General features: G+C 67.2%; 24 protein-coding genes. 8 read left to right on the top strand and 16 right to left on the bottom strand.

Annotated elements, in window-relative coordinates; translation table 11 throughout:
- Positions 1-71: 71 nt before the first annotated feature.
- The 3 genes from GXY47_03745 to GXY47_03735 all read left to right on the top strand — a co-directional run bounded on the left by GXY47_03745 (position 72) and on the right by GXY47_03735 (position 3,004).
- A complete protein-coding gene (locus GXY47_03745; protein NLV30246.1) occupies positions 72-935 on the top strand; it encodes a hypothetical protein in 864 nt (287 codons plus the stop codon).
- 63 nt (positions 936-998) lie between these two features.
- Positions 999-1,862, top strand: a complete 864-nt coding sequence (locus GXY47_03740; GenBank protein NLV30245.1) for a tetratricopeptide repeat protein — start codon at positions 999-1,001, stop codon at positions 1,860-1,862.
- Positions 1,863-1,909: 47 nt separating this feature from the next.
- Positions 1,910-3,004: a radical SAM protein gene (locus GXY47_03735; GenBank protein ID NLV30244.1), complete on the top strand. Its 1,095-nt coding sequence runs from the start codon at positions 1,910-1,912 to the stop codon at positions 3,002-3,004.
- On the opposite strand, the gene GXY47_03730 is transcribed toward GXY47_03735, so the two are convergent.
- From GXY47_03730 to GXY47_03710, 5 genes are all read right to left on the bottom strand, one after another.
- Positions 2,988-3,404: a PIN domain-containing protein gene (locus tag GXY47_03730; GenBank protein ID NLV30243.1), complete on the bottom strand. Its 417-nt coding sequence runs from the start codon at positions 3,402-3,404 to the stop codon at positions 2,988-2,990. The two genes, GXY47_03735 and GXY47_03730, sit on opposite strands and share 17 nt — an antisense overlap.
- Positions 3,394-3,624, bottom strand: a complete 231-nt coding sequence (locus tag GXY47_03725; protein NLV30242.1) for a hypothetical protein — start codon at positions 3,622-3,624, stop codon at positions 3,394-3,396. The genes GXY47_03730 and GXY47_03725 overlap by 11 nt, the downstream gene beginning before the upstream one ends.
- A gap of 136 nt (positions 3,625-3,760) precedes the next feature.
- The gene (locus tag GXY47_03720; protein ID NLV30241.1) at positions 3,761-3,967 is read right to left on the bottom strand and encodes a hypothetical protein; all 207 of its coding nucleotides are present in this window, start codon (positions 3,965-3,967) and stop codon (positions 3,761-3,763) included.
- A gap of 215 nt (positions 3,968-4,182) precedes the next feature.
- Positions 4,183-4,386, bottom strand: a complete 204-nt coding sequence (locus GXY47_03715) for a thioredoxin (GenBank protein ID NLV30240.1) — start codon at positions 4,384-4,386, stop codon at positions 4,183-4,185.
- A 27-nt stretch (positions 4,387-4,413) separates the two neighbouring features.
- Complete coding sequence (locus GXY47_03710; protein ID NLV30239.1) at positions 4,414-4,710, bottom strand: hypothetical protein; 297 nt, start codon at positions 4,708-4,710, stop codon at positions 4,414-4,416.
- A 185-nt stretch (positions 4,711-4,895) separates the two neighbouring features.
- Here GXY47_03710 and GXY47_03705 point away from each other — a divergent pair, with 185 nt between their 5' ends.
- Complete coding sequence (locus GXY47_03705; protein ID NLV30238.1) at positions 4,896-5,234, top strand: YtxH domain-containing protein; 339 nt, start codon at positions 4,896-4,898, stop codon at positions 5,232-5,234.
- A gap of 72 nt (positions 5,235-5,306) precedes the next feature.
- Positions 5,307-6,119, top strand: a complete 813-nt coding sequence (locus GXY47_03700) for a ZIP family metal transporter (protein ID NLV30237.1) — start codon at positions 5,307-5,309, stop codon at positions 6,117-6,119.
- A gap of 7 nt (positions 6,120-6,126) precedes the next feature.
- Here GXY47_03700 and GXY47_03695 read toward each other — a convergent pair whose 3' ends face one another.
- From GXY47_03695 to GXY47_03685, 3 genes are all read right to left on the bottom strand, one after another.
- The gene (locus tag GXY47_03695) at positions 6,127-7,869 is read right to left on the bottom strand and encodes a Zn-dependent exopeptidase M28 (GenBank protein ID NLV30236.1); all 1,743 of its coding nucleotides are present in this window, start codon (positions 7,867-7,869) and stop codon (positions 6,127-6,129) included.
- A gap of 76 nt (positions 7,870-7,945) precedes the next feature.
- Entirely contained in the window at positions 7,946-9,253 is a 1,308-nt protein-coding gene (locus GXY47_03690; protein ID NLV30235.1) for a TolC family protein, read from the bottom strand.
- A gap of 52 nt (positions 9,254-9,305) precedes the next feature.
- Positions 9,306-10,256, bottom strand: a complete 951-nt coding sequence (locus GXY47_03685) for a tetratricopeptide repeat protein (protein NLV30234.1) — start codon at positions 10,254-10,256, stop codon at positions 9,306-9,308.
- 223 nt (positions 10,257-10,479) lie between these two features.
- On the opposite strand from GXY47_03685, the gene GXY47_03680 reads away from it, so the two are divergent.
- A complete protein-coding gene (locus GXY47_03680) occupies positions 10,480-11,208 on the top strand; it encodes a hypothetical protein (protein NLV30233.1) in 729 nt (242 codons plus the stop codon).
- 62 nt (positions 11,209-11,270) lie between these two features.
- On the opposite strand, the gene GXY47_03675 is transcribed toward GXY47_03680, so the two are convergent.
- Positions 11,271-11,624, bottom strand: a complete 354-nt coding sequence (locus GXY47_03675; GenBank protein ID NLV30232.1) for a hypothetical protein — start codon at positions 11,622-11,624, stop codon at positions 11,271-11,273.
- A 200-nt stretch (positions 11,625-11,824) separates the two neighbouring features.
- On the opposite strand from GXY47_03675, the gene GXY47_03670 reads away from it, so the two are divergent.
- Positions 11,825-13,213 (top strand): M23 family metallopeptidase, encoded by a 1,389-nt coding sequence (locus GXY47_03670; GenBank protein ID NLV30231.1) that lies wholly within the window; start codon positions 11,825-11,827, stop codon positions 13,211-13,213.
- 11 nt (positions 13,214-13,224) lie between these two features.
- Here the strand turns inward: GXY47_03670 and GXY47_03665 are convergent, their stop codons facing one another.
- The 4 genes from GXY47_03665 to gpmA form a co-directional block, all read right to left on the bottom strand.
- Positions 13,225-13,992 carry a fumarylacetoacetate hydrolase family protein gene (locus GXY47_03665; protein ID NLV30230.1) on the bottom strand — a complete coding sequence of 256 codons (768 nt, stop codon included), beginning with the start codon at positions 13,990-13,992 and terminating at the stop codon, positions 13,225-13,227.
- Positions 13,989-15,212 carry a pyridoxal phosphate-dependent aminotransferase gene (locus GXY47_03660; protein ID NLV30229.1) on the bottom strand — a complete coding sequence of 408 codons (1,224 nt, stop codon included), beginning with the start codon at positions 15,210-15,212 and terminating at the stop codon, positions 13,989-13,991. Before GXY47_03660 ends, GXY47_03665 begins: the two co-directional genes overlap by 4 nt.
- A 78-nt stretch (positions 15,213-15,290) precedes the next feature.
- Positions 15,291-15,545, bottom strand: coding sequence for a ferredoxin family protein (locus GXY47_03655; protein ID NLV30228.1), 255 nt, complete (start codon positions 15,543-15,545; stop codon positions 15,291-15,293).
- A gap of 127 nt (positions 15,546-15,672) precedes the next feature.
- A complete protein-coding gene (gpmA, locus tag GXY47_03650) occupies positions 15,673-16,419 on the bottom strand; it encodes a 2,3-diphosphoglycerate-dependent phosphoglycerate mutase (protein ID NLV30227.1) in 747 nt (248 codons plus the stop codon).
- Positions 16,420-16,533: 114 nt separating this feature from the next.
- Between gpmA and GXY47_03645 the strand changes: the two genes are divergently transcribed.
- On the top strand, positions 16,534-17,088 hold the full coding sequence (locus GXY47_03645) for a hydrolase (protein ID NLV30226.1): 555 nt from the start codon (positions 16,534-16,536) through the stop codon (positions 17,086-17,088).
- Here GXY47_03645 and murJ read toward each other — a convergent pair.
- Genes murJ through GXY47_03630 form a run of 3 tightly spaced genes read right to left on the bottom strand, consistent with a single transcriptional unit; the run spans position 17,085 to position 21,874 of the window.
- Positions 17,085-18,722 (bottom strand): murein biosynthesis integral membrane protein MurJ, encoded by a 1,638-nt coding sequence (murJ, locus tag GXY47_03640; GenBank protein NLV30225.1) that lies wholly within the window; start codon positions 18,720-18,722, stop codon positions 17,085-17,087. The genes GXY47_03645 and murJ overlap by 4 nt on opposite strands.
- Positions 18,723-18,725: 3 nt before the next feature.
- Entirely contained in the window at positions 18,726-19,832 is a 1,107-nt protein-coding gene (gene mraY, locus GXY47_03635; GenBank protein NLV30224.1) for a phospho-N-acetylmuramoyl-pentapeptide-transferase, read from the bottom strand.
- The gene (locus tag GXY47_03630) at positions 19,829-21,874 is read right to left on the bottom strand and encodes a hypothetical protein (protein ID NLV30223.1); all 2,046 of its coding nucleotides are present in this window, start codon (positions 21,872-21,874) and stop codon (positions 19,829-19,831) included. Before GXY47_03630 ends, mraY begins: the two co-directional genes overlap by 4 nt.
- Positions 21,875-21,922 lie beyond the last annotated feature (48 nt).

The raw sequence follows: 21,922 nt of genomic DNA, 5'->3' as shown, positions 1-21,922 counted from the left end.
GGGCCGCCGGGTGGCTCATCATGGATGTATGGGCGGTGAGCCCGCGGTTTTCTACAGGGAGGGGGATCCATATGAGGCTGAAATCCATAATTATCCCATATCTCGCGGCGGTCATGCTCCTGGGGGGAGTCGCCCGGGCCGACCAGATCGTGCTCAGGGACGGTACCGCCTATTCCGGAAAATTCATGCGCGGGGATGCGCGTACGGTGGAATTCCGCGTCCTCGGGCGGCTCGAGGTCTTCCCGGTCGCCGATGTCGACCGGATTACGTTCAGTGAACCGGAGCCTGCGCCCATCCCGGCGGAGGCCCCCGCTGCGGCGCGGGCGACCGGGGAACTCCCGCCGGTCGAAACCGGGGAAACGCCTTCGACGGCCGCCGGGCGCCCGGCGGAACCCTCGATTTCCCCCGGGGCCGCGACGGCGGACGGGACGGTATTCGCCGAGGGGACCGCGGTGACCGTCCGGACCACCTCGGCCATCGACACCGACCGTAACCGCGTCGGGGATGTTTTCGAGGCCACCCTGGAGGACCCGCTGGTTTCCGGGGACCGGACGGTGGCGCCCCGCGGCTCGCTGGTGAAGGGCCGCATCGCCTTCGCCCGGGAATCGGGCAAGCTGGCCGGGCGGTCCGAACTCGTCCTGGAACTGATCGAACTCGTCGTCGACGGCCGGTCGCACCTCCTGGATACCTCCGATTACACCGAAGTCGGCGCTTCCCGCGGCAACCGCACGGCGGCGACCGTGGGAGGAACCGCGGCGCTCGGCGCCATCATAGGCGCCATCGCGGGGGGGGGGAAGGGAGCGGCCATCGGTGCGGCTTCGGGCGCCGCGGTCGGCACCGGGGTGCAGGTGGTTACCAGGGGGGAGACCCTGAAGATACCGGCGGAGACCATTCTGGAATTCCGGTTGCGCTCCCCGCTCGTGTTCCCCCGCTGAAGGGCGGGCTGGAATCCTCCCGCAGCGACCGTCCGGCCGGGGGGGCATCCTCCCCGGGTCCGGATGGAGTTTTTCGAGGCCCCGGTGATCATCCACATTCTGAAAGCACAGCAGGCCTTTGGGGCGATGGCGGCCCTGGATGACGGCGCCCTCCCCCTGGACCGGGCGGCCCTCGCCATCGCGGCCGAGGAGTACCCCGGGCTGGACACGGACGGGTACCTGAGGCGCCTGGATATCCTGGCCGCCCGTGCGGAGGTCCTCATCGGGGACAGCCGGGAACCCGCCGCCGTCATCGACGGCCTCAACGAAGTCCTGTTTGTCCAGGAGGGGCTCGGCGGCAACGGGGAGGATTATTACGATCCCCGGAACAGCTTCCTGAACGAGGTTCTCGACCGCCGCCTCGGGATCCCGATTTCCCTGTCGATCATCTACATCGAGGTCGCCCGCCGCATCGGGTTCCCGATCGGCGGGGTCGGGCTCCCGGGACATTTCCTCGTCAAGCACACGGCGGCGGACCGGGACATCCTGATCGACCCCTTCCACCGCGGCCGCATCCTCACCTTCAACGACTGCCAGGAACTGCTCGACCGGATCCACGGCGGGGAGCTGACGGTGGACGCGGCGCTGCTCGAGCCGATGGGAAACAGGGCGATCCTCACCCGGATGCTCTACAACCTGAAGGCGATCTACACCCAGAAGGAAGAGCACCTGAAGGCCCTCTCGGCCGTGGACAAGATCCTGATGCTGAACCCGGGGGTCCCGTCGGAAATCAGGGACCGCGGCCTCCTCTACATGCAGACGGGCCTTTTCGCCCGGGCCCTCGCGTCGCTCGAGGCCTACCTCACCCGGACCGCGGCCCCCGAGGACAGCCGCCACGTCCGGGACAACATCCGGGTGCTGCGCGGCGTCGTCTGCGCCGAGAACTGAGAACGCCGGGAGACGGGAGACCGGCCATAAGGAGACAGGAGTCCGCAATGATGTTCGAACAAGGCGCCATCCGCCCCCCCAACGAGGCCGGCAGCCTGCTGGTGCGTGTCACCCGCAACTGCCCCTGGAACCGCTGCCACATCTGCCCCCCCTTCAAGGGGCTCAAATTCTCCAAGCGCCCGGTGGAGGAGGTCAAGCAGGACGTCGACCGGATGGCCGAGCTTTATGCCTCCCGCGGCCGCGCCCCCGAATCGGCCTTCCTGCAGGACGCCGACAGCCTGGTCGTGCCCACCGGCGAGCTGCTCGACATCATCGGCCATATCCGCATGCGCTTCCCGTCGGTCCGGCGCGTGACCACCTACGCGCGGGCCAGGACCATGAAAGGGAAGAGCATCGGGGACCTCGGCCGGCTGAGGGAGGCGGGCCTCACCCGGATCCATTCGGGGATGGAAAGCGGCTCCGCCGAGGTGCTCGAACTGATCCGAAAGGGGAACACCCCCGACGATATCCTCGCCGGGGGGCTGCACGTGGTCTCCTCCGGGATATCGCTTTCCGAGTACATCATGCCGGGAGTGGGGGGGCGCCGCCTGAGCCGGGACCACGCCCTGGAGACCGCGAAAATCCTCAACCGGATCCGCCCCGATTACGTCCGCGTGCGTACCCTGGCCATCCACCCCCTGTCGCCGCTCGAGCGGATGACGCGGGAGGGCGCTTTCGAGCCGATGACGGATGCGGAAATCGTGGCCGAGATCAGGCTGCTCCTGGAGCATCTCGACGAAATGCCGGCCCATTTCCGCTGCGGAGATTTCAGCCTCAACCTCCTCATGCAGGTGGACGGCCGGCTGGACCGGGACAAGGGGGCCATGCTCGACGAGATCGACCGGTTCCTGGCCCTCGACCCGGAGCGGCAGAAGGCGTTTGCGCTGATCCAGCGCTCCTATCCCGGGCTGGTGCCCCTGGATGTGGCGGAGGACGCCCGCATCATGGAGGAGGCGGCATCGGAGGTCCGCCGCCTGGAGGCATCGGAACCGGACGGGTTCAACCGGGCCATCCGGGCCCTCATGACGCGACAGCTTCCGCCCCTGCCCGGACCCGCCTGGCCGGACCAGGGTCCTCCGGACCGGGTCATTTCAGGGGATTGACCACCACGATTCCCTCCAGATCCTGACCGGGGTTAAAATCCTCGCTCCAGAGTTCCTTTGCTCCCGCCGTCCTGGCGGCGGCCACTATCAGGGCGTCCCAGAAGGACAGGTGGAGTGTGTCCCGCAGCCTCATCCCTTCCAGCAGAAGGGCACGGTCGTTTTCAACGACGTCCCATTCAAGATAATTGAGGACAATCTCCCGGGCGGTGCCCCCCTCGACCCTCTTCCGGAGGAGGTTGACATAAAACTCCTGCAGAACCTGGATGCTTATGCTCGGCGGCAGGGGACGGTCCCACAGCGATGCCAGGGCGGATTTCGCCGCCAGGTACTTGTCCCCCGCGTCCCGGTCATGAGCGTATACGAGGATGTTGGTATCCACGAAGACGCTCTTATCGCTCATGGGATTCCTCTCTCGACAAGGGGAAGCCGCCGAGGGCAGGGGCCCGGTCCATATGCTGCAGGGCGCTTTCTTTGGCCGATTGCGATCGTTTTCTTCGGGCAAGCGCGTGGGCGATCAATCCCGAGACCCACTCGGACAGCGACTGGTCCTGTTCCACGGCCGCGTGCTTCGCCTGCCGGAGCACGCCTTCATCCAGGCGCAACGTCAGATTCCTTCCCATGGCCCCCTCCATGCACAGTTATAGTATAGCACAAATACTGTGCAGAAACGCCCGGCAGGGCGGGGACCCTGCCATGAAAAAAAAGGCCGGCGCCCGGTAACGGGCGCCGGCCGGCGTGTCGTGGTTTCAGATCGTGTCAGGAGTTGCAGGACCCGGCGCAGGAGCCGCAGGCGCCTTCGGGTTTCGGCAGGCTGGAGGAGATCTGAAATCCCTCTCCCATGGGGGTGGACACGAAATCGATCGTCACGGGCTGGATCTTTTCCAGAAATTCCTTGTCGACGACGAAGGTGATTCCGTTCTCTTCAAAAGACGTGTCGTTTTCCGTTGACTCATCCAGAGTCATGCCCACGGAGGGCCCCGATCAACCCCCCTCGTTCAGCATGAGGCGGATGGACGGAGCGTCCGTCCTGTCCTTGAGATAAAGCTTGATCATCTCACTCGCTTTTTCGGTAACTTGTAACACTCTGTCTCCTCCAGACCAAAGTTTTGACATCCGGGGTAATGATACCGGTTTCCCGGCATGATGGATACTCCTTAAAACGGGAATCCGTCATGCGGTCAGTACCGCAGCAGGGCCGACGGGTTCTCCACGACGGCCCAGCAGACATCGGGGCCCGATTCCTTCAGCTCGCCGTCACGGCCGTAAATCATGCAGTGGGGGATGCTGCGGATGTTGTACTGGCCGGCCACGGAAGAGTCCCAGTCGGTGATGTCGATCTCCCGCAGTTCAAAAAAATCGGATTGCGCGTCGGCCGCCTCCAACTGAGGCAGTATTTTGCGGCAGGAGGGTCACCAGTCGGCATAGAAGAGAAAGACCGTGTGGCGCCCCGCGGCCAGGTGGCCGGCGAGGTCGACCCTCTCCCCCGTGCTGATCCGGAGCTCCCCGCGCCCCGATTTTCCGGCGCCGGGGTCGCGACCGATCCAGGTCCACGCCCCCCAGACGGCGAGGAGGACCACCACGATGAGGGTGATTTTGTTTTTCGGGGAACCCGGCCCCCGTTTCGCATCCGCGGCGCAGGCGGGACATTGCGTAAAGGCCTCATCCGAGCCGTATCCGCATTCGGGGCACCGCTTTTTCGCTTCCATTGGCATATCCACCCTCTGGTTTGTCGTCAGGCCCGTCCTCGAGGCCCTCCCCTGTAGGTTGCCCGATGGGGCCCCGGAAGGCAAGAGCACCATTTGTTTCCGGCCTTTCCTGGGACATAATGATCATAAGCCCCTCGACGGGCGGCCTGTCGGGATCGCCCGCGGAGGGGAGAAAGGATGAGGCTATGGCCGACGACAACACGAGGAAAGAGGTCGCCACCGCCCTGGTGGCGGGCGCCCTGCTCGGCGCGGGGATCGCGCTCCTGTTCGCTCCGCAGTCCGGACGCAAGACCAGGCGCAGGATCCGTCACCTGGCCGAGAACGCCGGGAGCCGGGCTCATGCCGTGCAGCGGGAACTGTGGCATTCGGTGGAGAACATCAAGGAAGACATCGAGGAGAGGCTGCAGGCGGGACTGGCCGACGGCGTGCAGTGGACCGACGGAAAGATGGACGAGCTTCGGCAGGCGCTGGCGACCGCCAGGAAGACGATCGGGGAACAGTTCGAGAAGATCCAGGCCCGCTAGGGAACAGTCACCGGTGTCCACGGAGCGACACCGGTGACTGTTCCCCCCCCATTCTACCAGGAGGGTTGTATCATCGACTGGTTCAAGGATCTGCATCCCGTGCTTCAGGCCCTGTGGGCGACGCTGTTCACATGGGCCGTGACCGCGCTCGGCGCCTCGGTGGTCTTCTTTTTCAAGACCATCAACCGCAAGGTACTCGACTCCATGCTGGGGTTCGCCGCCGGAGTGATGATAGCGGCCAGCTTCTGGTCCCTGCTGGCTCCGGCCATCGAAATGGCGGAGGAAACCAACGGGTCGCTCTCCTGGGTCCCCGCGGTGGTGGGGTTCCTCCTCGGCGGCGTCTTCCTGCGCCTGGTCGACCGGGTGCTGCCGCACCTGCACCCGGGCATGGATCTGGACGAGGCGGAGGGGATCCCCACCTCGTGGCGCAGGAGCGTCCTGCTGGTGCTGGCCATTACCCTGCACAACATTCCCGAGGGCCTGGCGGTGGGGGTGGCCTTCGGGGCCGCGGCTTATGGCCTCTCCTCGGCCACGATCGCCGCCGCGGTGGTGCTGGCGCTCGGCATCGGCATCCAGAATTTCCCCGAGGGGATGGCCGTGGCCGTCCCCCTCCGGCGCGAGGGACTCTCCCGGGGCAAATGCTTCCTGTACGGGCAGCTGTCGGGGATCGTGGAACCGATCGCCGGCGTGGCGGGCGCCGCCGCGGTGCTGGTGATGCGCCCGATCCTCCCCTACGCCCTGTCGTTTGCCGCCGGGGCCATGATGTTCGTCGTCATCGAGGAGCTGATCCCCGAATCCCAGGCCGAGAAGAACACCGATATCGCCACCCTGGGCGCCATGCTCGGCTTTGCCGTCATGATGACGCTCGACGTCGCCTTGGGCTAGGGGACAGTCACCGGTGTCCCTCCGTGGACACCGGTGACTGTCCCCCTATGACGATAAACCGTATCCCCAGGGTCGCCGCGAGCGCTCCCAGGAAGTATCCGGCCGGGGTGAAGAGGCCGTTGTGCAGGGCGAGCGTGTGGTACCAGGCGTAGTTCCACCCCAGGTACAGGTCGGACGCGTGGCGGCCGAGCACCAGCAGGGAGGGGAGCGCGCCGGCCAGGATTCCCGCGATCGCCAGGGCCCTCCCCTTCATCGAAGGCGCCCGCCCGATCAGGGTCCACAACCAGGCGGGGAGCAGTAAAAAAATCCATGCCCAGTGGGAGTTGCGCGCAAAAGCCAGGGCGGTGACGATGACGAGGAGCACGAGCAGCACCGCTTTCGAGGCGGCATACCGCGGCGCGGGCCACTCCTTCAGCGCGTACCGGCACACCACCCAGGAGGCGAGGGCGACGAGTGCGGCGGCCCCGAAAACGGCCCCGAGAACGCGCCAGTCGGGGTGGACCAGGACGGGGTCGCGCGCCGTCGCCGGGTAGAGAGGGTACACCGGCAGGAGGCGGAGCGCCCCCGTCAGGCGCACGCCCAGGAAAAGGACGAGGAAGGGGAGGAAGGTGGCCGCGACGGCCCAGAGCTCTCTCGAGACCTGGGCGGCGTCGAGCTTCGGCCGCGCGCCCGCCAGCTGCCACCAGAGGAAGGGACCGAGCGGCAGAAACCACAGCAGCTGGATGACCCGGACCCAGGGGATGGCCAAAAACCTCCCTCCCGCGCTGCGAAGGGCGTCGGGCGCTTCCCGGGGGATCTCCGGCGCCTCGTCCAGGGAGCGCACGATCCGTTCGGCCGCCATGCCGAAGCGGCGCACGCTCGCGGGCCGGATGTTGGCGATCCCGTCCCCGGGGGAGTGGAAGAGTTCCCGCGCCCGGGCGCGGTCGGCCGATACGCTCCCAAGGTTGACGGCCGGGATCCCCTCCCGCAAAAACGGCCCCTGGTCGGCGCTGGAAATCTGCAGCGCCCGGTCGACGGTTTCCCCGAGCCGCGAGGCTCCCCTGGCGTCCAGACCCTCCACGGAGGCGGCCTGCGCCGCCAGGCGGCGCAGCCACGGGGGGGTGAAGCCCGAGACCTGGCCGGTCTCCTCGAGGCGGAAAGCGGCCAGCTCCCCCGCCGCCACGTGGTCGAGCGACAGGACTGCGGCGATGCGGTCCTTCAGCGGATACCCGGCTGCCAGGTCCGCGGCGCCGGCGTTCCCCCATTCCCCCCCGTCGGTAAAGGCGAAAAGGAGGCTCCGGCGGGTCGGGGCTTTCGAAAACACGCGGGCGAGTTCCAGGAGCACCCCGACGGCGGCGCCGTTTTTCATCCCCCCCTCGACGGCGGTGTCGGCGGTGTCGTAATGGGCGACGATGGCGACGATCTCGTCCGACTCCCCTTTTTTGAGCGCCAGCACGTTGCGCCCCACCCGGTTGCGGCTTCGGACCCTCGCGTCGAAGTGGAGGAACTCGACCTCGTAGCCGAGCGAGGAGAGAGAGTCGATGAGGTCGCCGCTTGACTGCCGGGACTCGAGGCTGCCGAAGAGCCGGTCCGGGTTCCGCGTCACGAACGCATGCGCGGCCCCGAGGGCGCGCGCGGCGTCGAACTCGAGCGGCGTCCCGCTTACGCTCATGCCGGGCGCGGGCGTGGAGAGGAGCCACGCGATCAGCGAGGCGGCGACGACGGCGGCAGCCAGGACGATGCGGACGATCTGCTTGTGTCTCGTTTCCATGGGCCTCCTTTTACGGGACAAGCCGGCCCATCTTACCCCAAAGCGGGGCGCGGGGGAGAAACCGATTTGCAGGGCCCTACTCGGCGAGGGCCGAAGCGGCGGTCCCCGTCAGGCGCAGCAGTTCGATCCGGCGCTCGACCAGGGTGTGGTCGGCGTCGACGAGGGCGCGCTCCTTCCCCTGCAGCTCGAACCGGCGGGCGGCCATCTCCTGGTCGCTCACCCGGCCCTCGGCGAAAAGCGCCTCGTCCAGCGCCTGCAGCTCCCTGGCCGTCTCGAGGTCCTGGCGCGCCAGGTCCGCCGCCCCGCGGGCGATTTCGAGCGCGCCGAGCGCGCGTTCGATCTCCACCTTCAGGTCCGACTTCAGCCCCTCCAGCCGGTGGCGTTCCCCCTCCTCCTCGAGCCGGCTCCGGGCGACGCGGGCGGCCGTGCGCGACCCGGTGAACAGCGGGACCTCGATCGACAGCCCCAGGAGGTAGTTGTGCCGCTCGAAGCGCCGGTAGTAATCCTCGTAGTTGTTGGAGCGGCTGAACAGGGCGTATTCGGTGACGAAGTTCATGCGCGGGTGGCGCTCCCCCTTCTCCGCGGCCGTGTGGAATTCCCTGGCCCGGACGGAGGCCTCGGCCTCGAGGATCCCGGGCGAGGAGCGGACCGCCCGCCGATAGATCTCTTCGGCCGGTTCCCCTTCGAGGGGATTTTGGACCAGGGGGTCACGGGTCTCGATGGAGACCGTGTCCGCGGTCCCGGTCAGGGCCCGCAGCTCGGCCTGGAGCACGCGCGCCTCCTCCCGGGCGACCAGCAGGTCCTGCCGCGCCGCGGCGGAGGCGGTGCGGGCGACGGCGGCGTCGACGGGGCGCGCCTTCCCCCCCTCGAGCAGCGATTCGGTGGCCTCCTGCCGCCTGAGCGCTTCCTCCAGGCGGCGCCCGGCCAGCGCCTGGACCCTGCGCGCCTGGTGCAGCCGGCCGTAGCAAAGGGCGGTTCGGGCGGCCACCTCGTTCCGGACGCGCCCGGCGGCGAACTCGCCCGCGCGCTCGGACTCCTTCGACTCCTTGACGAGGTTGGAGTTCTTGGTGCTGAAGAGGGACTGGCTCCCGATGATCTTGAATATGGAGGGGGCACTTCCTTCGATGCTGAGCGGGAAGCCGTTGTTGTAGGCCAGCCCGGTTCCCGCGGTCACCTGCGGCCGGTCGAGCGAGCGGCTCTCGCGCACCGACTCCCCCGCCTGGAGCGCCTGCGTCCGGGCGAGCAGCACCTCCGGGGAGCGCTCCAGGGCCAGGCTGACGGCCTGCTGCAGCGTCAGCGCCCGCGTCCCGGCCGGCGTTTCGGAAGGGTGGGCCCACGGCAGGCACAGGGCAAAAACAACAAGGGTTCCCGACAATCTCTTCATGACTTGACGCCTCGGATGTGTGTTCCGGAAACAGGTCCGCAATCGGGGAAGTCTATTTGATTTCCGCCAGTGCGTCCCTGGCCCTGGAATATTCGGGGTTGAACCGGAGGGCGGTCTCGAACGCCGCGCGCGCCCCGGCGGTCTCACCCCGGGCGAGGAGGCACTGGCCGATCCAGTAGTGCACCTCCTCGTGGGAGGGGTCCCCGTCGTGGAGGGGGCCGGCGGCGAGAGCCGCGAGGCTCCGCTCCGCTTCCTCGAGCTGCACGCCGAGCCTCACCCGCGCCGATGCCACCAGGAGCGCCGAGCTTGTTGATTTCGGATCCAGGCCGAGGGCCTTCAGGCCGGAATCCAGGGCCCCCCTGTAGTCCTTCCGGTCCAGCCGGTACCCGGCCAGGTCCCTGTGGGCGCTGGTATGGTGCGGGTAGTCGACGGTCGCCCGGAGCAGGGAGGTCTCCGCCTTCTCCCAGTCCTTGTTTTTTACGTGAAGGGTCGCCTCGGCGATGAATTTCTTGGCGGGGTCGATTCCGGCGATGGCTTTTGCCTCCGCCTCCGCCTTGTCCTTCCCCCCGCCCACGATTCCCGGGGCCTGGAGGTAATATTCGAGAAGATCGAACCGGACGTCGATGTCTTCGGGCGCAAGGTCCCTGGCGGTTTCGAACTCCCTCACCACCTTCCGGGCCAGCGAGAAGGCGGATGTGAAAAACGCCCGGGAGGCCCGGTCCCCGTAGGCGCGTCCGAGCCAGAGATGGTAGCGCGCGTTGCGCGGCTCGATCTTCACCGCCTCTTCCAGTTCCCGGACCGCCTCCTTCCACTCGCGGAGCCGGGTGTGGGTCCGCGAGAGCCAGAAGCGGATCTCGGCGTTTTTCGGATCGGACCGGGCCAGGTCCCGGAGCAGGGTCGAGGCCTGCCGGTACTCCCCCTTCCCGTAGTGTTCCTTCGCCTTTTCAAATCCTTCGCGTGCGACGGCCACTCCCGGAAGGAGGGCCATCAGCAGCAAAAACATGAGGGGCCTCATCGTCTCCTTCCTCTCCTCCCTTGACTTGATGGATTGCGGGACGGGGGAATTCCGCCCGTGTCCCTGTCATCATACCTATACCCCAATATTTGCGGCCGGTTCAAATATATCTTCCCCCCTCCTCTCACCGGAGGATCCCGGGCGGGAGCGGGCGGAGGAGCGGCGGAATGGCGCTTGTTTCGCGGCGCCGGCCGTCCTATCCTGAAACCCTATGCTCCTGGTGGTCGCTGCACTCGAAGAGGAACTGAAGGCGGGGATGAGGCTCTGCCGCGGGCTGGAGAGCGCGTCGGGCGGTCGACTGCGGCGCGGTACGCGGGACGGGAGGGCGGTGGGCTTCCTGCGGGCGGGCGTGGGGCCGGAAAAGGCGGCCCGGAACCTCGCGGCCGCGCTGGAAAAAGTCCGTCCCGAGCGGATCCTCGTGGTGGGCTACGCCGGGGCGCTCGATCCGGACCTGAAACTGGGGAGCCTGGTGGCCGCGACGCGGGCGATCGAACTCAGCCTCGACGGGGCGGACCCGGACTGGAGCAGGGTCCGGGCCGGGGGGACGTTCGACCTCGCCGACGCCCAGGCGCTCCTCTCCGCGGCCGCCGGAATCGGGGCGACGGCCGGGACGGTCCTCACATCTCCCCACGTTCTGGGGAACCCTGCGCACAAGGAGATCCTGTTCCGGTCGTTTCACGCCTCGATCGTGGACATGGAAACGGCCGCCCTGGCCAGGGTGGCCGCATGCGCCGGTGTGCGCCTGGGCTGCGTCCGGGCGGTCAGCGACGAGGCCCGGGACACGTTTCTGCAACCGTTCGCCTTCGATCCCTCCTCGGGGGTGGGGGACCGGGTGAAAACCCTCCTGCGCACGGGAATGGGCCGCACCTGGCGGCAGTGGAGAGAGCACGCCGCGGTGGCCGGGACGAGCCTTGAGAGGTTTCTGGATCGGTATCTGTAGCCGCTGAGGTCCGGGAAGCAGGGACAGTCTCGGGACTGTCCCCCCGTATTCGATCGCTGCGTCTATTCCATCCCCACCCTGGTCGATTCGATGAAAAACACGTTCCCCATGGCGGGGAATTCCTTCTGCTGGACGGTCCCGGTGACCCGCACCTTGAGCCCCTGGGGGGGTTCCTCGGCGTCTTCCGGGATCGAGGCCCAGACGTAGTTGTTCCCCGACGAAAGCTTGAACATCTTGAACGAGGCCATGGGAGTCCGGGTGTCCGCCATCCCCACCACCACGACCTCCTGTCCGATCCGGTCGGCGATGCTTTCCTGAAGATCCTTGACCGCCACCGTTCCCGAAGGGGTCGAAGAACAGCCCAGCGAAACCAAAATCCACAGGCCGAGAAAAACCGCCGTTGAAAGCTTTTTCATCGCACTGCCTCCTTGCATAGAACCTGATCCGAGAGCACGCTTGTGCGTTGTCGGCCCATCATACACTGATTGCAGAGCTTGGAGCAATCAACTTAACCGCGGCGGCTTTCGGGCGGGCGCTTTCGCTCCTGCGCCCCTGCAACCGGGGGCCGAGGAGTGGTACACTGGGCCGGTCAAAACAAGGGGAGGGCTGTGAAATCATGGCGGATGCGGCAATGCGAGGAGGGCGTTCCCTCAAACCGGTGGCTTTGATCGTCTGTGCGTGCCTTCTGGCCGTTCTCGCCCAGGGCATTTTCCGGGTCGGGGGAACACCCGATGTCCGTATTCAACCGGCGATGAGCGTCATCGGCAAGAGGACGCCCGTGACGGTCGAGATCGCCGAGCCGCGGAGGGGACTGTCGCGGGTCCGGATCGAACTCGTGCAGGGGGAGCATTCCGCGCCGCTGTTCGAAAAAGCCTACACCCCCGCTTCGCAGATTCCGTTCCTGGGATCCGGGACCGTGCGGGATGTGATCGGGGTCGACGCCGGCCGCGAGAGCCTTCCCGCCCTGACCGGGGGGGAAGCGACCATCCGCGTGACGAGCGAGCGGGCCCCGACCTGGCTCCGGCACCCGGATCCCCATGTCGAGGAACTGACCCTGCCGGTCCGCCTGACTCCACCGTCGCTCCAGGTCCGGTCGTCCCAGACCTACGTCCGCCAGGGGGGGTGCGAAGTCGTCGTTTACAGCGTCGGGGAATCGGCCGTGCGTGACGGCGTGCGCGCCGGCTCCTGGTGGTTCCCGGGATTCCCGCTTCCGGGCGGGGGGGCGCACGACCGGTTCGCGCTCTTTGCCGTCCCCTATGACATGGACCGGCCCGAGGTCCGGCTGGTGGCCGAGGACGCCGCGGGGAACGCGGCGGAGGCGGGTTTCATCGACCGTTTCTTCCCGAGGCCGCTGCGGACCGACACCATCCAGGTCTCCGACCCCTTCCTCGACAAGGTGGTGCCGGCGATCGTTTCCCGGACCCCCGAGTTCCGGGAGCGGGGGACCCTGCTCGAGAGCTACCTGGCCATAAACCGCGAGATGCGCGACGCGAACCAGGAGACGATCCTGGCCCTGGCGCGGAAGACCACCCCCGGTTTCCTCTGGCGCGGGGAATTCGTGATGATGCCCAACAGCAAGACGACGGCCTCGTTCGCCCAGCGGAGGTCCTATCTCTACGAGGGGCGGGAGGTGGACGTCCAGACCCACCTGGGTTATGACCTGGCTTCGGTCAGGCGGTCACCGGTTCCCGCGGCCAACTCGGGAGTGGTGCTCTTCGCCGGCTACCTGGGGATTTACGGCAACGCCATCGTCATCGACCACGGGTACGGTCTCCAGAGCATCTACGCGCACCTTTCGTCCATGGATGCCGGGGAGGGGCAGGAGGTGTCGCGGGGAGACGTCATCGGCAGGACGGGGGAAACCGGGCTGGCCGGAGGCGACCATCTCCACTTCAGCGTGCTCCTGCAGGGGCTTCCCGTGGATTCGATCGAATGGTGCGACAGCCACTGGATCGAGAACCGGATCGCGCGCAAGCTGGGCGCCGCCCTCCCCGGCGAACGGTAGGCGCGGCTTTTTCAGGCGCCTGCGGCGACGCTGCTGCACAGCGTCCCGATTCCGGGGATCTCCACCTCCACCCGGTCCCCCGGGTGGAGCGCCCCGGTGCCGCCGGGGGTCCCGGTATAGATGAGGTCTCCCGGCATCAGCGTCAGGTACCGGCTGGCATAGCTCACGATCATCGGCGGGTCGAAGAGGAACTCGCTGAACCGGCCCGACTGCACCACACCGCCGTTGACCCGGGTCTCGATCCCCCCGTTTCTCCAGTCGAAGTTGGCCGCCACGACCGGTCCCGCGGGGGCGAAGGTGTCACACCCCTTGGCGCGCCACCACTGCAGGTCGTTTTTCTGCCAGATCCGGGCGCTGACATCGATGCCGCAGCTGTAGCCCAGGATGTAATTTTCCGCCTCCCCGGGGGAGACCTGCCGGGCCATCCCCCCGATGACTATCACGAGTTCCCCCTCGTAGTGCACGTCGTGGGCGTCGGGGGGGATCCGGATCACCCCGCCGTGGGGGAGGAGGGCCGAAGGGGGTTTGAAAAAGATCTCGGGACTGGCGGGTGCCGAGGTCCCCGGGGCATGGTGGTCGAGGTGGCTGCCGTAATTCAGCCCCACGGCGAGGATCTTGGTCGGTTCGGAGGGGCACAGGATCTCGACCTGGTCCAGGCCGACCGGTGGGTCCGTCTCCACGCATTCGTCGCACGGCCCCATGCGCAGGGCCCGGACCGCGCCGCTCTCCTCGACGCCGGTCATGACTTTTCCCCTGTACCGGTAGCGCAGATAGTTCATGGTTCCGGCTCCGACCGTCCCGGGCCGCCGGCCGCCGGGGGGTCCGCTTCGAACAGCCCGGGGATGGAATCCTCGAGCACTTCCGGTTTCTGCACGAAACAGAAAACCAGGTGGTGCGGGTCCATATCGTAAAACCATCCCGGATGGACCAGGAGGCCCCTTTCGCGAAGGAGCCTTTCCGCGGCCCGTTCCTCGTCCATGTCGCCGATGCCGAGCGCGACGTAAAACCCTCCCCGCGGCCGGACATAGCTGCAGCGGCCGGAACAGGCGGCAAGCAACGCCTCCGTCCGGCGCCAGCAGTCCCGGATGCGCATTCCGAATTCGAATCTCACCGCGTTGCCCAGCTGGAAGATGCCGGGCGCCGCCGCCTGGACGGTTTCGTTGACGGGGAGGAAGGTGTCGGAGATGAGCTCCAGGGAGCGGAGCGCCTGGCGCACCTTCTCCCGGTCCCCCGACAGGGCCATCCACCCGAATTTCATCCCCGGCAGGGCGAACATCTTGGAGAAGCCGTTGAGGGTGATCACCAGCGGCGCACCGCTCGAGGCGGGGCGGGGGAGCGGCGCCGGCGCCAGTGATCGCTTTTCCGGAAGGAGGGCCTCGCTGAACACCTCGTCGCTGATGATGGCCAGGTCGTGCCGGCGGGCGATTTCGGCGAGCCCCGCGATCTCCCCGGCCGATGCCACGTGGCCGGTGGGATTGTGGGGGGAGATCAGCACCACCGCCCGGCTCCTCGTGGAGATGCTGGCTTCCAGGTGCTCCAGGTCGATGCCCCACCCCTCCTCTTCCCGCATGCGATAAGGGACCAGGTTCACGCCGCCCATCAGGGCGATGTAGTCGAAGAGCGGATAGGAGGGGCGGGGACAGAGGATTTCGTCCCCTTCGTCCGCCAGGAGTTTGAAGCAGTACCAGTAGGCGAGGCTGGTCCCGGGGGTGACGAGGATCGAGTCGGGCGGGAGGGCGCAGCCGCTCCTCTGGTAGAACTCCGAGACCGCTTCACGCGCCGCCGCCTGCCCGAAGGAGTCGGGCCGGTAGACGGCGGAGCGGCGTGACGCCTCCACGAGGATCTCCTCCAGCAGGTTCTGGGGGAAGACGTAGCCGCATTCGTTGAGGTTGCCCGACACCAGGTCCACGACGGGCCGGCCCGAGGCCCGTACCTCGTCCCGGACCCTGTAGAGGGCGTTGGATTCCCCGCGGATCCTGCGCGCGATGGTGGAGAACATTTCAGGGATCCAGAAAAGGGATCTTCCCGTTTCCGAGAGACAAGGGAAGACCCCTGACGGCCGGCCGGAGCCCGGGGGCTATTTCTTGAAATGGTCGCGGTTGGCGGCGATGGAGGCCTGAGAAGGCTCCGGGACTTCCTCTTCCGGGAAGATCGCGTTGACCGGGCAGACGGCTTCACAGGCTCCGCAATCGATGCATTCGTCGGGATTGATGTAGAGCTGGGTGCACTCGTCAAACCCCCCCTCGTCCTTGAGGGGATGAATGCAGTCCACCGGACAGACATCCACGCAGGCCAGGTGTTTGTCGCAGATCTCGATGATTACACGACTCATAAATTTTCTCTCCTTGTTGTTTTGCCGCCGGTTGGAACCTCAAGGCCGGGCATGGGGGTCTCGGCCCCGCCCGCGGCCTCCGTTGTCCGCGAAATGATATTACACAATTTTCGCCACCGGTAAATCGTCAATTCTTCTTCGCCTGGTTGGCCACCGCCTCGGCCGCCTTCCTGGCGGCTTCCGGGTCTCCCAGGTAGTAACGGCGGATGGGCGTCATGTCGTCGGTGAACTCGTATACCATCGGGATCCCGGTGGGGATGTTCAGCCCCACGATCTCGGCCTCCGGTATGTCGTCCAGGTATTTGACCAGGGCGCGCAGGCTGTTGCCGTGCGCCGACACCAGCACGCGCCGTCCGGAGCGGACGGCCGGAACGATCGTCTCGTGCCAGAAGGGGAGGACGCGTTCGACCGTGTCCTTGAGGCACTCGGCCATGGGGATTTCCCCCGGGCCCAGCCCGGCGTAGCGCGGGTCGCGCGCCGGGGAGCGCTCGTCCCCCGGATCGAGCGCCGGGGGACGGATGTCGTAGGAGCGACGCCACACGTGGACCTGTTCCGCCCCGAACTTCTCCGCCGTGGCCACCTTGTTGAGCCCCTGCAGGGCGCCGTAGTGCCGCTCGTTCAACCGCCAGCTGTTGAAGACCGGGATCCAGCAGAGGTCCATTTCCTCCAGCGCCAGCCAGAGCGTCCGGATCGCCCGCTTCAGCACGGAGGTGAACGCCTGGTCGAAGACGTAACCTTCGGCACGGAGCAGGCGGCCTGCTTCGACGGCCTCCCGGGTCCCCTGCTGGCTCAGGTCCACGTCCGTCCAGCCGGTGAAAAGGTTCTCGCGGTTCCAGACGCTCTCTCCATGCCTCAGCAGTACGATTTTTTTCACGGGCATCCTCCTTGTACAGGGACAGATTAATCGATCCCTCCCCTTTTGTCACCCGCCGCCGGGCATATGTGGTATTTTCGATGGAAACGGGGCGATAAAAAAAGGGGGGAGGCGATGTCGGAACTTCTGGACCGCGGGCGCAGCGTACTGGTGGTCATCGATGTTCAGGAAAAGCTCTTTCCCGCCGTCTTCGACCACGAGCGGGTGCTGCGGAAGATCGATCTGCTGATCGCGGCGGCGAACACGTTCGAAATCCCGGTCGTTCTCACCGAGCAGTACCCCGCGGGGCTCGGTCCCACCATCGGGGAGATCCGGGACCTGCTCCCCGGGACGCGGGCGCTGGAAAAGACTCATTTCAGCTGCGTCTCCAGCCCGGGGTTCAGCGAGCATATCTACGGGCTCGGGCGCAACCAGATCGTGCTGGCGGGGATCGAAACCCACGTGTGCGTGGCCCAGACGGCGCTGGAGCTCGATTTCCAGGGGGAGAGCGTTTTTCTCGCGGCCGACGCCACCTCCTCCCGGAGGCCGATGGACTTCGAAATCGGCCTGCGGAGGCTGGGCCGTTCCGGCATCGCCGTGACGACGGCCGAGTCGGTGGTGTACGAGTGGCTGCGCCGCGCCGGTACCGAGGAGTTCCGGCGGCTGCGGAGCAGGCTCAAGGAGGGTTAGCCGGCCCGGAACGGCATCCTCTTTCGCACCGCCCGGACGATCCGGACCGCGTCCGGCGTGCCCAGCGCGGCCGCCGCGGCCAGGTAGAGGGACCCGAAAACGGCCAGGACCAGGGAGCCCGAAATATAGGGCGGCAGCTCCCGGAGCCACAATTTGAGGGCGTACGCCGCGGCGGCGGCGGCCAGCGCGGCCCCCGACAGCCGGGCGGCATGGGGGAGAGCCAGGCTGGCCCGGCCGATACGCCGGATGAGGGCCCGGCGCAGCAGCGAGAATTCCACCCAGGCCGCGAGCCCCGCCGCCGCCGTCAGCCCCACGAGCCCCACCCGGGCGGGGAGGCCGAGCCATGCGGGGACCGGGAAGGCCAGAAGCCATCCCACCCCCGCCGCCGTCGAGATCCGGATCGCGGCGTAGCGAAACGGCGTCCGGGTGTCCCCCAGCGCCCAGAAGGCCGAGGTGTACAGGCGCCCCAGGGTCGCCGCCAGCAGCCCCGTGGTGTACCCGGCCAGCACGGCCCAGACGAAGCGCGTGTCCTCGAGGGTGAATTCCCCGGTCTGGTAGAGGAGCCCGATCACGCTGTCGCCGAGCGCCAGGAAGGCCGCGGCCGAGGGGACCACGAAAAAGGCTACGCGCTGGAGCGCCCGGTCCAGGCGGAGGCGCAAACCCTCCGCGACGGTATCCCGGGCGCCCAGCTGGCTGGACATTTCGGGCAGTTCGGCGCTCGAAATGGACATGCCGAACAGGCTGACCGGGATGAGGTAGAGGGTCTGGGTGTAGGCCAGCGCGGCCACGGCCCCCGTCGGCAGGAAGCTGGCCAGGACGGTGTCTATGGCGCCGCTCACCTGGTTGACCCCCCGCGTGGCCATGCCGGGGATGAAGTTGCGGATGACGGTGCGCACCTGGGCCGATGCGACGTCCCACTGGAAATGGATTTCCCCGGCGAGGCGCAAAACCGCCGGAAGCTGCACGCCGAACTGCAGGAGGCTTCCGGCGACCGAACCCCAGGCCAGGTATTCCGCCAGGCGGTAGGGGGCCTCCCGCCCGCCGAATCCGACCAGGGTCCCGATCATCGCCAGGTTCCAGAGCACCGGCGCCGCGTAGGGGAGGAAGAAGCGGCGGTGGCTGTTGAGGATTCCCAGGCACCAGGCCGAGAGCACGAGCAGGCCGATTCCCGGGAAAACGATGCGCACCATGCGGATCGTGGCCTCCCGCTTTTCACCCGAGAACCCCGGGGCGATGAGGTCGATCAGCAGCGGGGTCGCCAGCATCCCTGCCAGCACCAGCAGCGACATGGCGAGCGCGAGGAGCGACCCGACGACGCGCGCTACGCGGGCGGCCTCGCGGCGGTCCCCGGAGGCCAGCAGGCGGGCGTAGACCGGGATGAAGGAGGAGGAGAGCGCCCCTTCCCCGAAAAGGTTCTGCAGGATGTTGGGGATCTTGAGCGCGGCCTTGAACGCGTCGGCGGCGGCCGAGTTGCCGAAGTAGTGGGCGAAGATGCGCTCCCGCACCAGGCCGACGACGCGGCTCGACAGGATCCCGGACCCCACCAGGAGGGCGTTTCGGCCCGAACCCGCCTGTCCCGGGGGGGGGAGGTCCGGCGGGGAAGGGGGCTGCGAGGGGGATCTGTCGGTCGGCATGGGTCAGCGCAGTTTCAGGGTGGCAAGGGCGGCCAGGGCCAGGATCCCCGATACGATCCAGAGCCGGATCACCACCTTGGTTTCGGCCAGCCCGTTGTGCTGCATGGCGTGGTGCAGCGGCGCCCGCATGAATATCCGGCGGCCGAGCCACCGGATCCCGATCTTGTCCTGGATCTGCGAGGTGGCGGCCTCGGCCACGAAGAGGCCGCCGAGGATCAGGAAAAGGGCCTCCTGCTTGAGCATCACCGAAAGCACCGCGATCGAGCCGCCGATGGCCATCGACCCGGTGTCCCCCATGAAGATCTGGGCCGGGTAGGCGTTAAACCAGAGAAAGCCTATCCCCGCCCCGGCGAAGGCGGAAGCGAAGACCGCGAGTTCCCCCGTCCCCGGGTAAAAGGGGTAGTTGAGGTACCGGGCCCAGATGGCGTTGCCGAGGAGGTAGCCGAAAAAGCCCAGCACCCCGATGGCGAAGACCGAGGGGACGATGGCCAGGCCGTCCATCCCGTCGGCGATGTTCACGGCGTTCCCCACCACGACCACGAAAAAGAAGACGATGGGGAGGTACAGCCAGAGGGAAGCGAACAAGGGGGCCTTGAGGAACGGGACGTAAAAGGCGCCCGCCTGGCCGGCCGGCAGCGGTGACCACGGGCTGGCGAGAAAGAGGGCCAGCCCCGCGGCGAACCCCGCCTGCAACAGCAGTTTCCTGGTTTCGCTCATCCCCCCGTCGCCCGAGCGCGCCCTCGTTTTGGCGATGTCGTCCGCCAGCCCGATCCCGCCGAACCAGACCATTCCCGCAAGCACCGCCAGGAGATACAGGTTGGACATGTTGCACCAGAGGAGGCAGGAGACCAGGACGCACCCGGCGACGATGGCCCCCCCCATCGCCGGGGTCCCCGTCTTGTCGAAAGCGGAGGAGACCCCCGTGTTCCGCCACTGGTCCACCATGCCCCTGCGGTGCAGGTACCGGATCACGAGCGGCGTCAGCGCGAGCGTCAGGATGATGGCCGTCAGGGCGGCGCCGATGGCCCTGGCCGAGATGTATTCCACCAGGCGCAGGAAGGAGAACGGTTCGAAGTTGGGGTGGAGGTATTTTCCGAGAAGATAGATCATGGCCTGAGCCCCTTCTCTCTTGCCCTGGAAAGGGATTCCATGAGGCGGCGGTAGGTCGATTTTATCTCAAAATGGGGCCGGAAGTCGGTGGAGGTCAGGATGAACCTGGGGATCTCCGTTTCAAGCGCCTCGGGGTCGGATACCTCCCCCCGCTCGACCAGGAGATAGAGGCCGCGGAGCGCCGCCGCCCGCATCTTCCAGAACCGGGTGTCCCACAGCCTGAGGAGCTCGGGGAGGGCGTCCCTCTCGCCGCCGATGACGCCGAGGGCTTCCGCGGCGGCCGTGCAGACGTCCAGGTTCCGGTTCCTGAGATTTCCCAGCAGCGCGCGCACGAAGCGCTCGCGGCTCGAGAGGCGGCCCGCGAAGTGGGCGGCGGCACGGGCGGCTTCGGCCTGGACCTCGAAGTAGGGGTCTCCCAGGGCCTCGAGCAGGGCCGCCTCGATTTCGGAGTCGAGCGCGTCCATGCGGATCAGGGCGGTGACGATGTTGCGCCGGATGAAGCCCACCTGTTCGAAATCCCCCCCGAAGCAGCGCTTCAGGAAAGAGACCGGCTTCCTTTCCCTGAGCAGGGTCACGAGCGCCGGCGCTTTTTCCCGCGCGTGCAGCAGTCCCAGGAGTTTGACCCCCAGGTTGCGTTCGGGCCAGGAGGGGTGGATCAGCAGCGCGCTGGCCCGGTTCCCGTAAAATTCCAGGTCCTGCGGGCGCCCGACGACGGTTTCCGGGTTGTAGAGATGGGGGCGGGAGCGCTCCGCCTTTTCCAGCATCAGCAGCAGCGCGCGATTGCCGGGAAGGTGCTCCTCCGCTGGCCCGATTCCGGGAAGGGGGGCGCCGGACGCGGCTTCGGCCGCCCCGCCGTCTTCGGCGCGGATCATCCGGGCGATCCTGGCGAGCGCATCCCGGTTGAGGAACTCCCGGCTCCGGTGCCGCAGCCGTTCCAGCCTCTCGTCGTCCAGCGCAAGCGAGGAGATCGCCTGCGCCAGGGCCCTGCCGTCGAGCCATTCATCGAGCCTGCCGTCGACCGGAGCGATCTGTTCGTAGAGGATTTCGGCCCCCCCCGCCCTCTCCATGCTGCGCGCGTTCATCACCTGGTGGTTCCCGGGGAGATTGGACTTGGGGATGATGAGGGCCGGGAGCCCCATGGCCGAGATCTCGTTGAGGCTTCCGGCGCCGGCGCGGGCGATCACGAGATCGCTCGCCGCGTACAGGTTTTCGATATTGTAAAAATAGGGGCGATGAAGGTAGAAGGACTCGATCTGCCCGAGTTCCTCGCCGTCGTACAGGCGGCGCAGCCTCGCTTCGGTGTCCGCGGCGGCGTCGTATTGACGGCTCTTCATCAACCCGGTGCCGTGGATGATGAAGAGGCGGTCCCTGTAGGGGAGGAGGTGACGGAGCGCGTCGACGAGGGCCCGGTTGATGGTCCGCGACCCCTGGCTCCCCCCGAAGACCAGGACCACCTTGCGGTTTTCGGGAATGGCGAAATCGATCTTCTGCAGCGCCTCCTCCCGGCCGACCGCGGTGATGCGCCTCCGCAGCGGGTAGCCCGCCAGCGCCGCCTTGGCGGGAAAGAAGGAGAGGGTCTCGGGGAAGGTGACCAGGATGCGGTCGGCGAAGCGTCCCATCAGCTGGTTCAGTTTGCCCGGGACAGCGTTCTGCTCGTGGATGAAGACGCGGGAGCGGCCGAGGCGCAGTTTTCGGAGCACCGCGGCGGCCATGACGATGGGGGCGGAGACGTAGCCCCCGGTCCCCACGATGACGTCGGGGCGGAACCGGCAGAGGATCCAGAGGGACTGCAGGACGCCGATCGACAGGTTGGCCAGAAAGGGGAGGAGGGAGGGGGAGAGCGTGCCGGGGAAACCGGATGCCCGGACGTACTTTATCGGCATCCCCTCGCGCGGGACGACCTGCTCCTCGACCCTTCCCCTGACCCCGACAAAAAGGAAACGGGTGTTCCCGGAATCGAGGGCCGATCCGATGGCCAGCGCCGGATTGACATGACCCGCGGTCCCGCCGCCGGTCAGAAGAATGCGTCTGATTTCCTGCATTCCGTCCATGCCTGATGATTGGAAAAGGGTCCCCCGCCCGCGTCCCGC

The organism is Acidobacteriota bacterium (assembly GCA_012729555.1).
In the GTDB taxonomy this organism is placed as follows: Bacteria; Acidobacteriota; UBA6911; order UBA6911; family UBA6911; genus UBA6911.
Note: the sequence above shows the minus strand (reverse complement) of the source record. Positions and strands in the feature narration are given on the sequence as shown.

Bases quoted from the DNA above. Each gene is read 5' to 3' on its own strand.
- GXY47_03745 (NLV30246.1), top strand. From the start codon at position 72: ATGAGGCTGAAATCCATAATTATCCCATATCTCGCGGCGGTCATGCTC.
- GXY47_03740 (NLV30245.1), top strand. From the start codon at position 999: ATGGAGTTTTTCGAGGCCCCGGTGATCATCCACATTCTGAAAGCACAG.
- GXY47_03735 (NLV30244.1), top strand. From the start codon at position 1,910: ATGATGTTCGAACAAGGCGCCATCCGCCCCCCCAACGAGGCCGGCAGC.
- GXY47_03730 (NLV30243.1), bottom strand. From the start codon at position 3,404: ATGAGCGATAAGAGCGTCTTCGTGGATACCAACATCCTCGTATACGCT.
- GXY47_03725 (NLV30242.1), bottom strand. From the start codon at position 3,624: ATGGGAAGGAATCTGACGTTGCGCCTGGATGAAGGCGTGCTCCGGCAG.
- GXY47_03720 (NLV30241.1), bottom strand. From the start codon at position 3,967: ATGACTCTGGATGAGTCAACGGAAAACGACACGTCTTTTGAAGAGAAC.
- GXY47_03710 (NLV30239.1), bottom strand. From the start codon at position 4,710: ATGGAAGCGAAAAAGCGGTGCCCCGAATGCGGATACGGCTCGGATGAG.
- GXY47_03705 (NLV30238.1), top strand. From the start codon at position 4,896: ATGGCCGACGACAACACGAGGAAAGAGGTCGCCACCGCCCTGGTGGCG.
- GXY47_03695 (NLV30236.1), bottom strand. From the start codon at position 7,869: ATGGAAACGAGACACAAGCAGATCGTCCGCATCGTCCTGGCTGCCGCC.
- GXY47_03690 (NLV30235.1), bottom strand. From the start codon at position 9,253: ATGAAGAGATTGTCGGGAACCCTTGTTGTTTTTGCCCTGTGCCTGCCG.
- GXY47_03685 (NLV30234.1), bottom strand. From the start codon at position 10,256: ATGTTTTTGCTGCTGATGGCCCTCCTTCCGGGAGTGGCCGTCGCACGC.
- GXY47_03680 (NLV30233.1), top strand. From the start codon at position 10,480: ATGCTCCTGGTGGTCGCTGCACTCGAAGAGGAACTGAAGGCGGGGATG.
- GXY47_03675 (NLV30232.1), bottom strand. From the start codon at position 11,624: ATGAAAAAGCTTTCAACGGCGGTTTTTCTCGGCCTGTGGATTTTGGTT.
- GXY47_03670 (NLV30231.1), top strand. From the start codon at position 11,825: ATGGCGGATGCGGCAATGCGAGGAGGGCGTTCCCTCAAACCGGTGGCT.
- GXY47_03665 (NLV30230.1), bottom strand. From the start codon at position 13,992: ATGAACTATCTGCGCTACCGGTACAGGGGAAAAGTCATGACCGGCGTC.
- GXY47_03660 (NLV30229.1), bottom strand. From the start codon at position 15,212: ATGTTCTCCACCATCGCGCGCAGGATCCGCGGGGAATCCAACGCCCTC.
- GXY47_03655 (NLV30228.1), bottom strand. From the start codon at position 15,545: ATGAGTCGTGTAATCATCGAGATCTGCGACAAACACCTGGCCTGCGTG.
- GXY47_03645 (NLV30226.1), top strand. From the start codon at position 16,534: ATGTCGGAACTTCTGGACCGCGGGCGCAGCGTACTGGTGGTCATCGAT.
- murJ (NLV30225.1), bottom strand. From the start codon at position 18,722: ATGCCGACCGACAGATCCCCCTCGCAGCCCCCTTCCCCGCCGGACCTC.
- mraY (NLV30224.1), bottom strand. From the start codon at position 19,832: ATGATCTATCTTCTCGGAAAATACCTCCACCCCAACTTCGAACCGTTC.
- GXY47_03630 (NLV30223.1), bottom strand. From the start codon at position 21,874: ATGCAGGAAATCAGACGCATTCTTCTGACCGGCGGCGGGACCGCGGGT.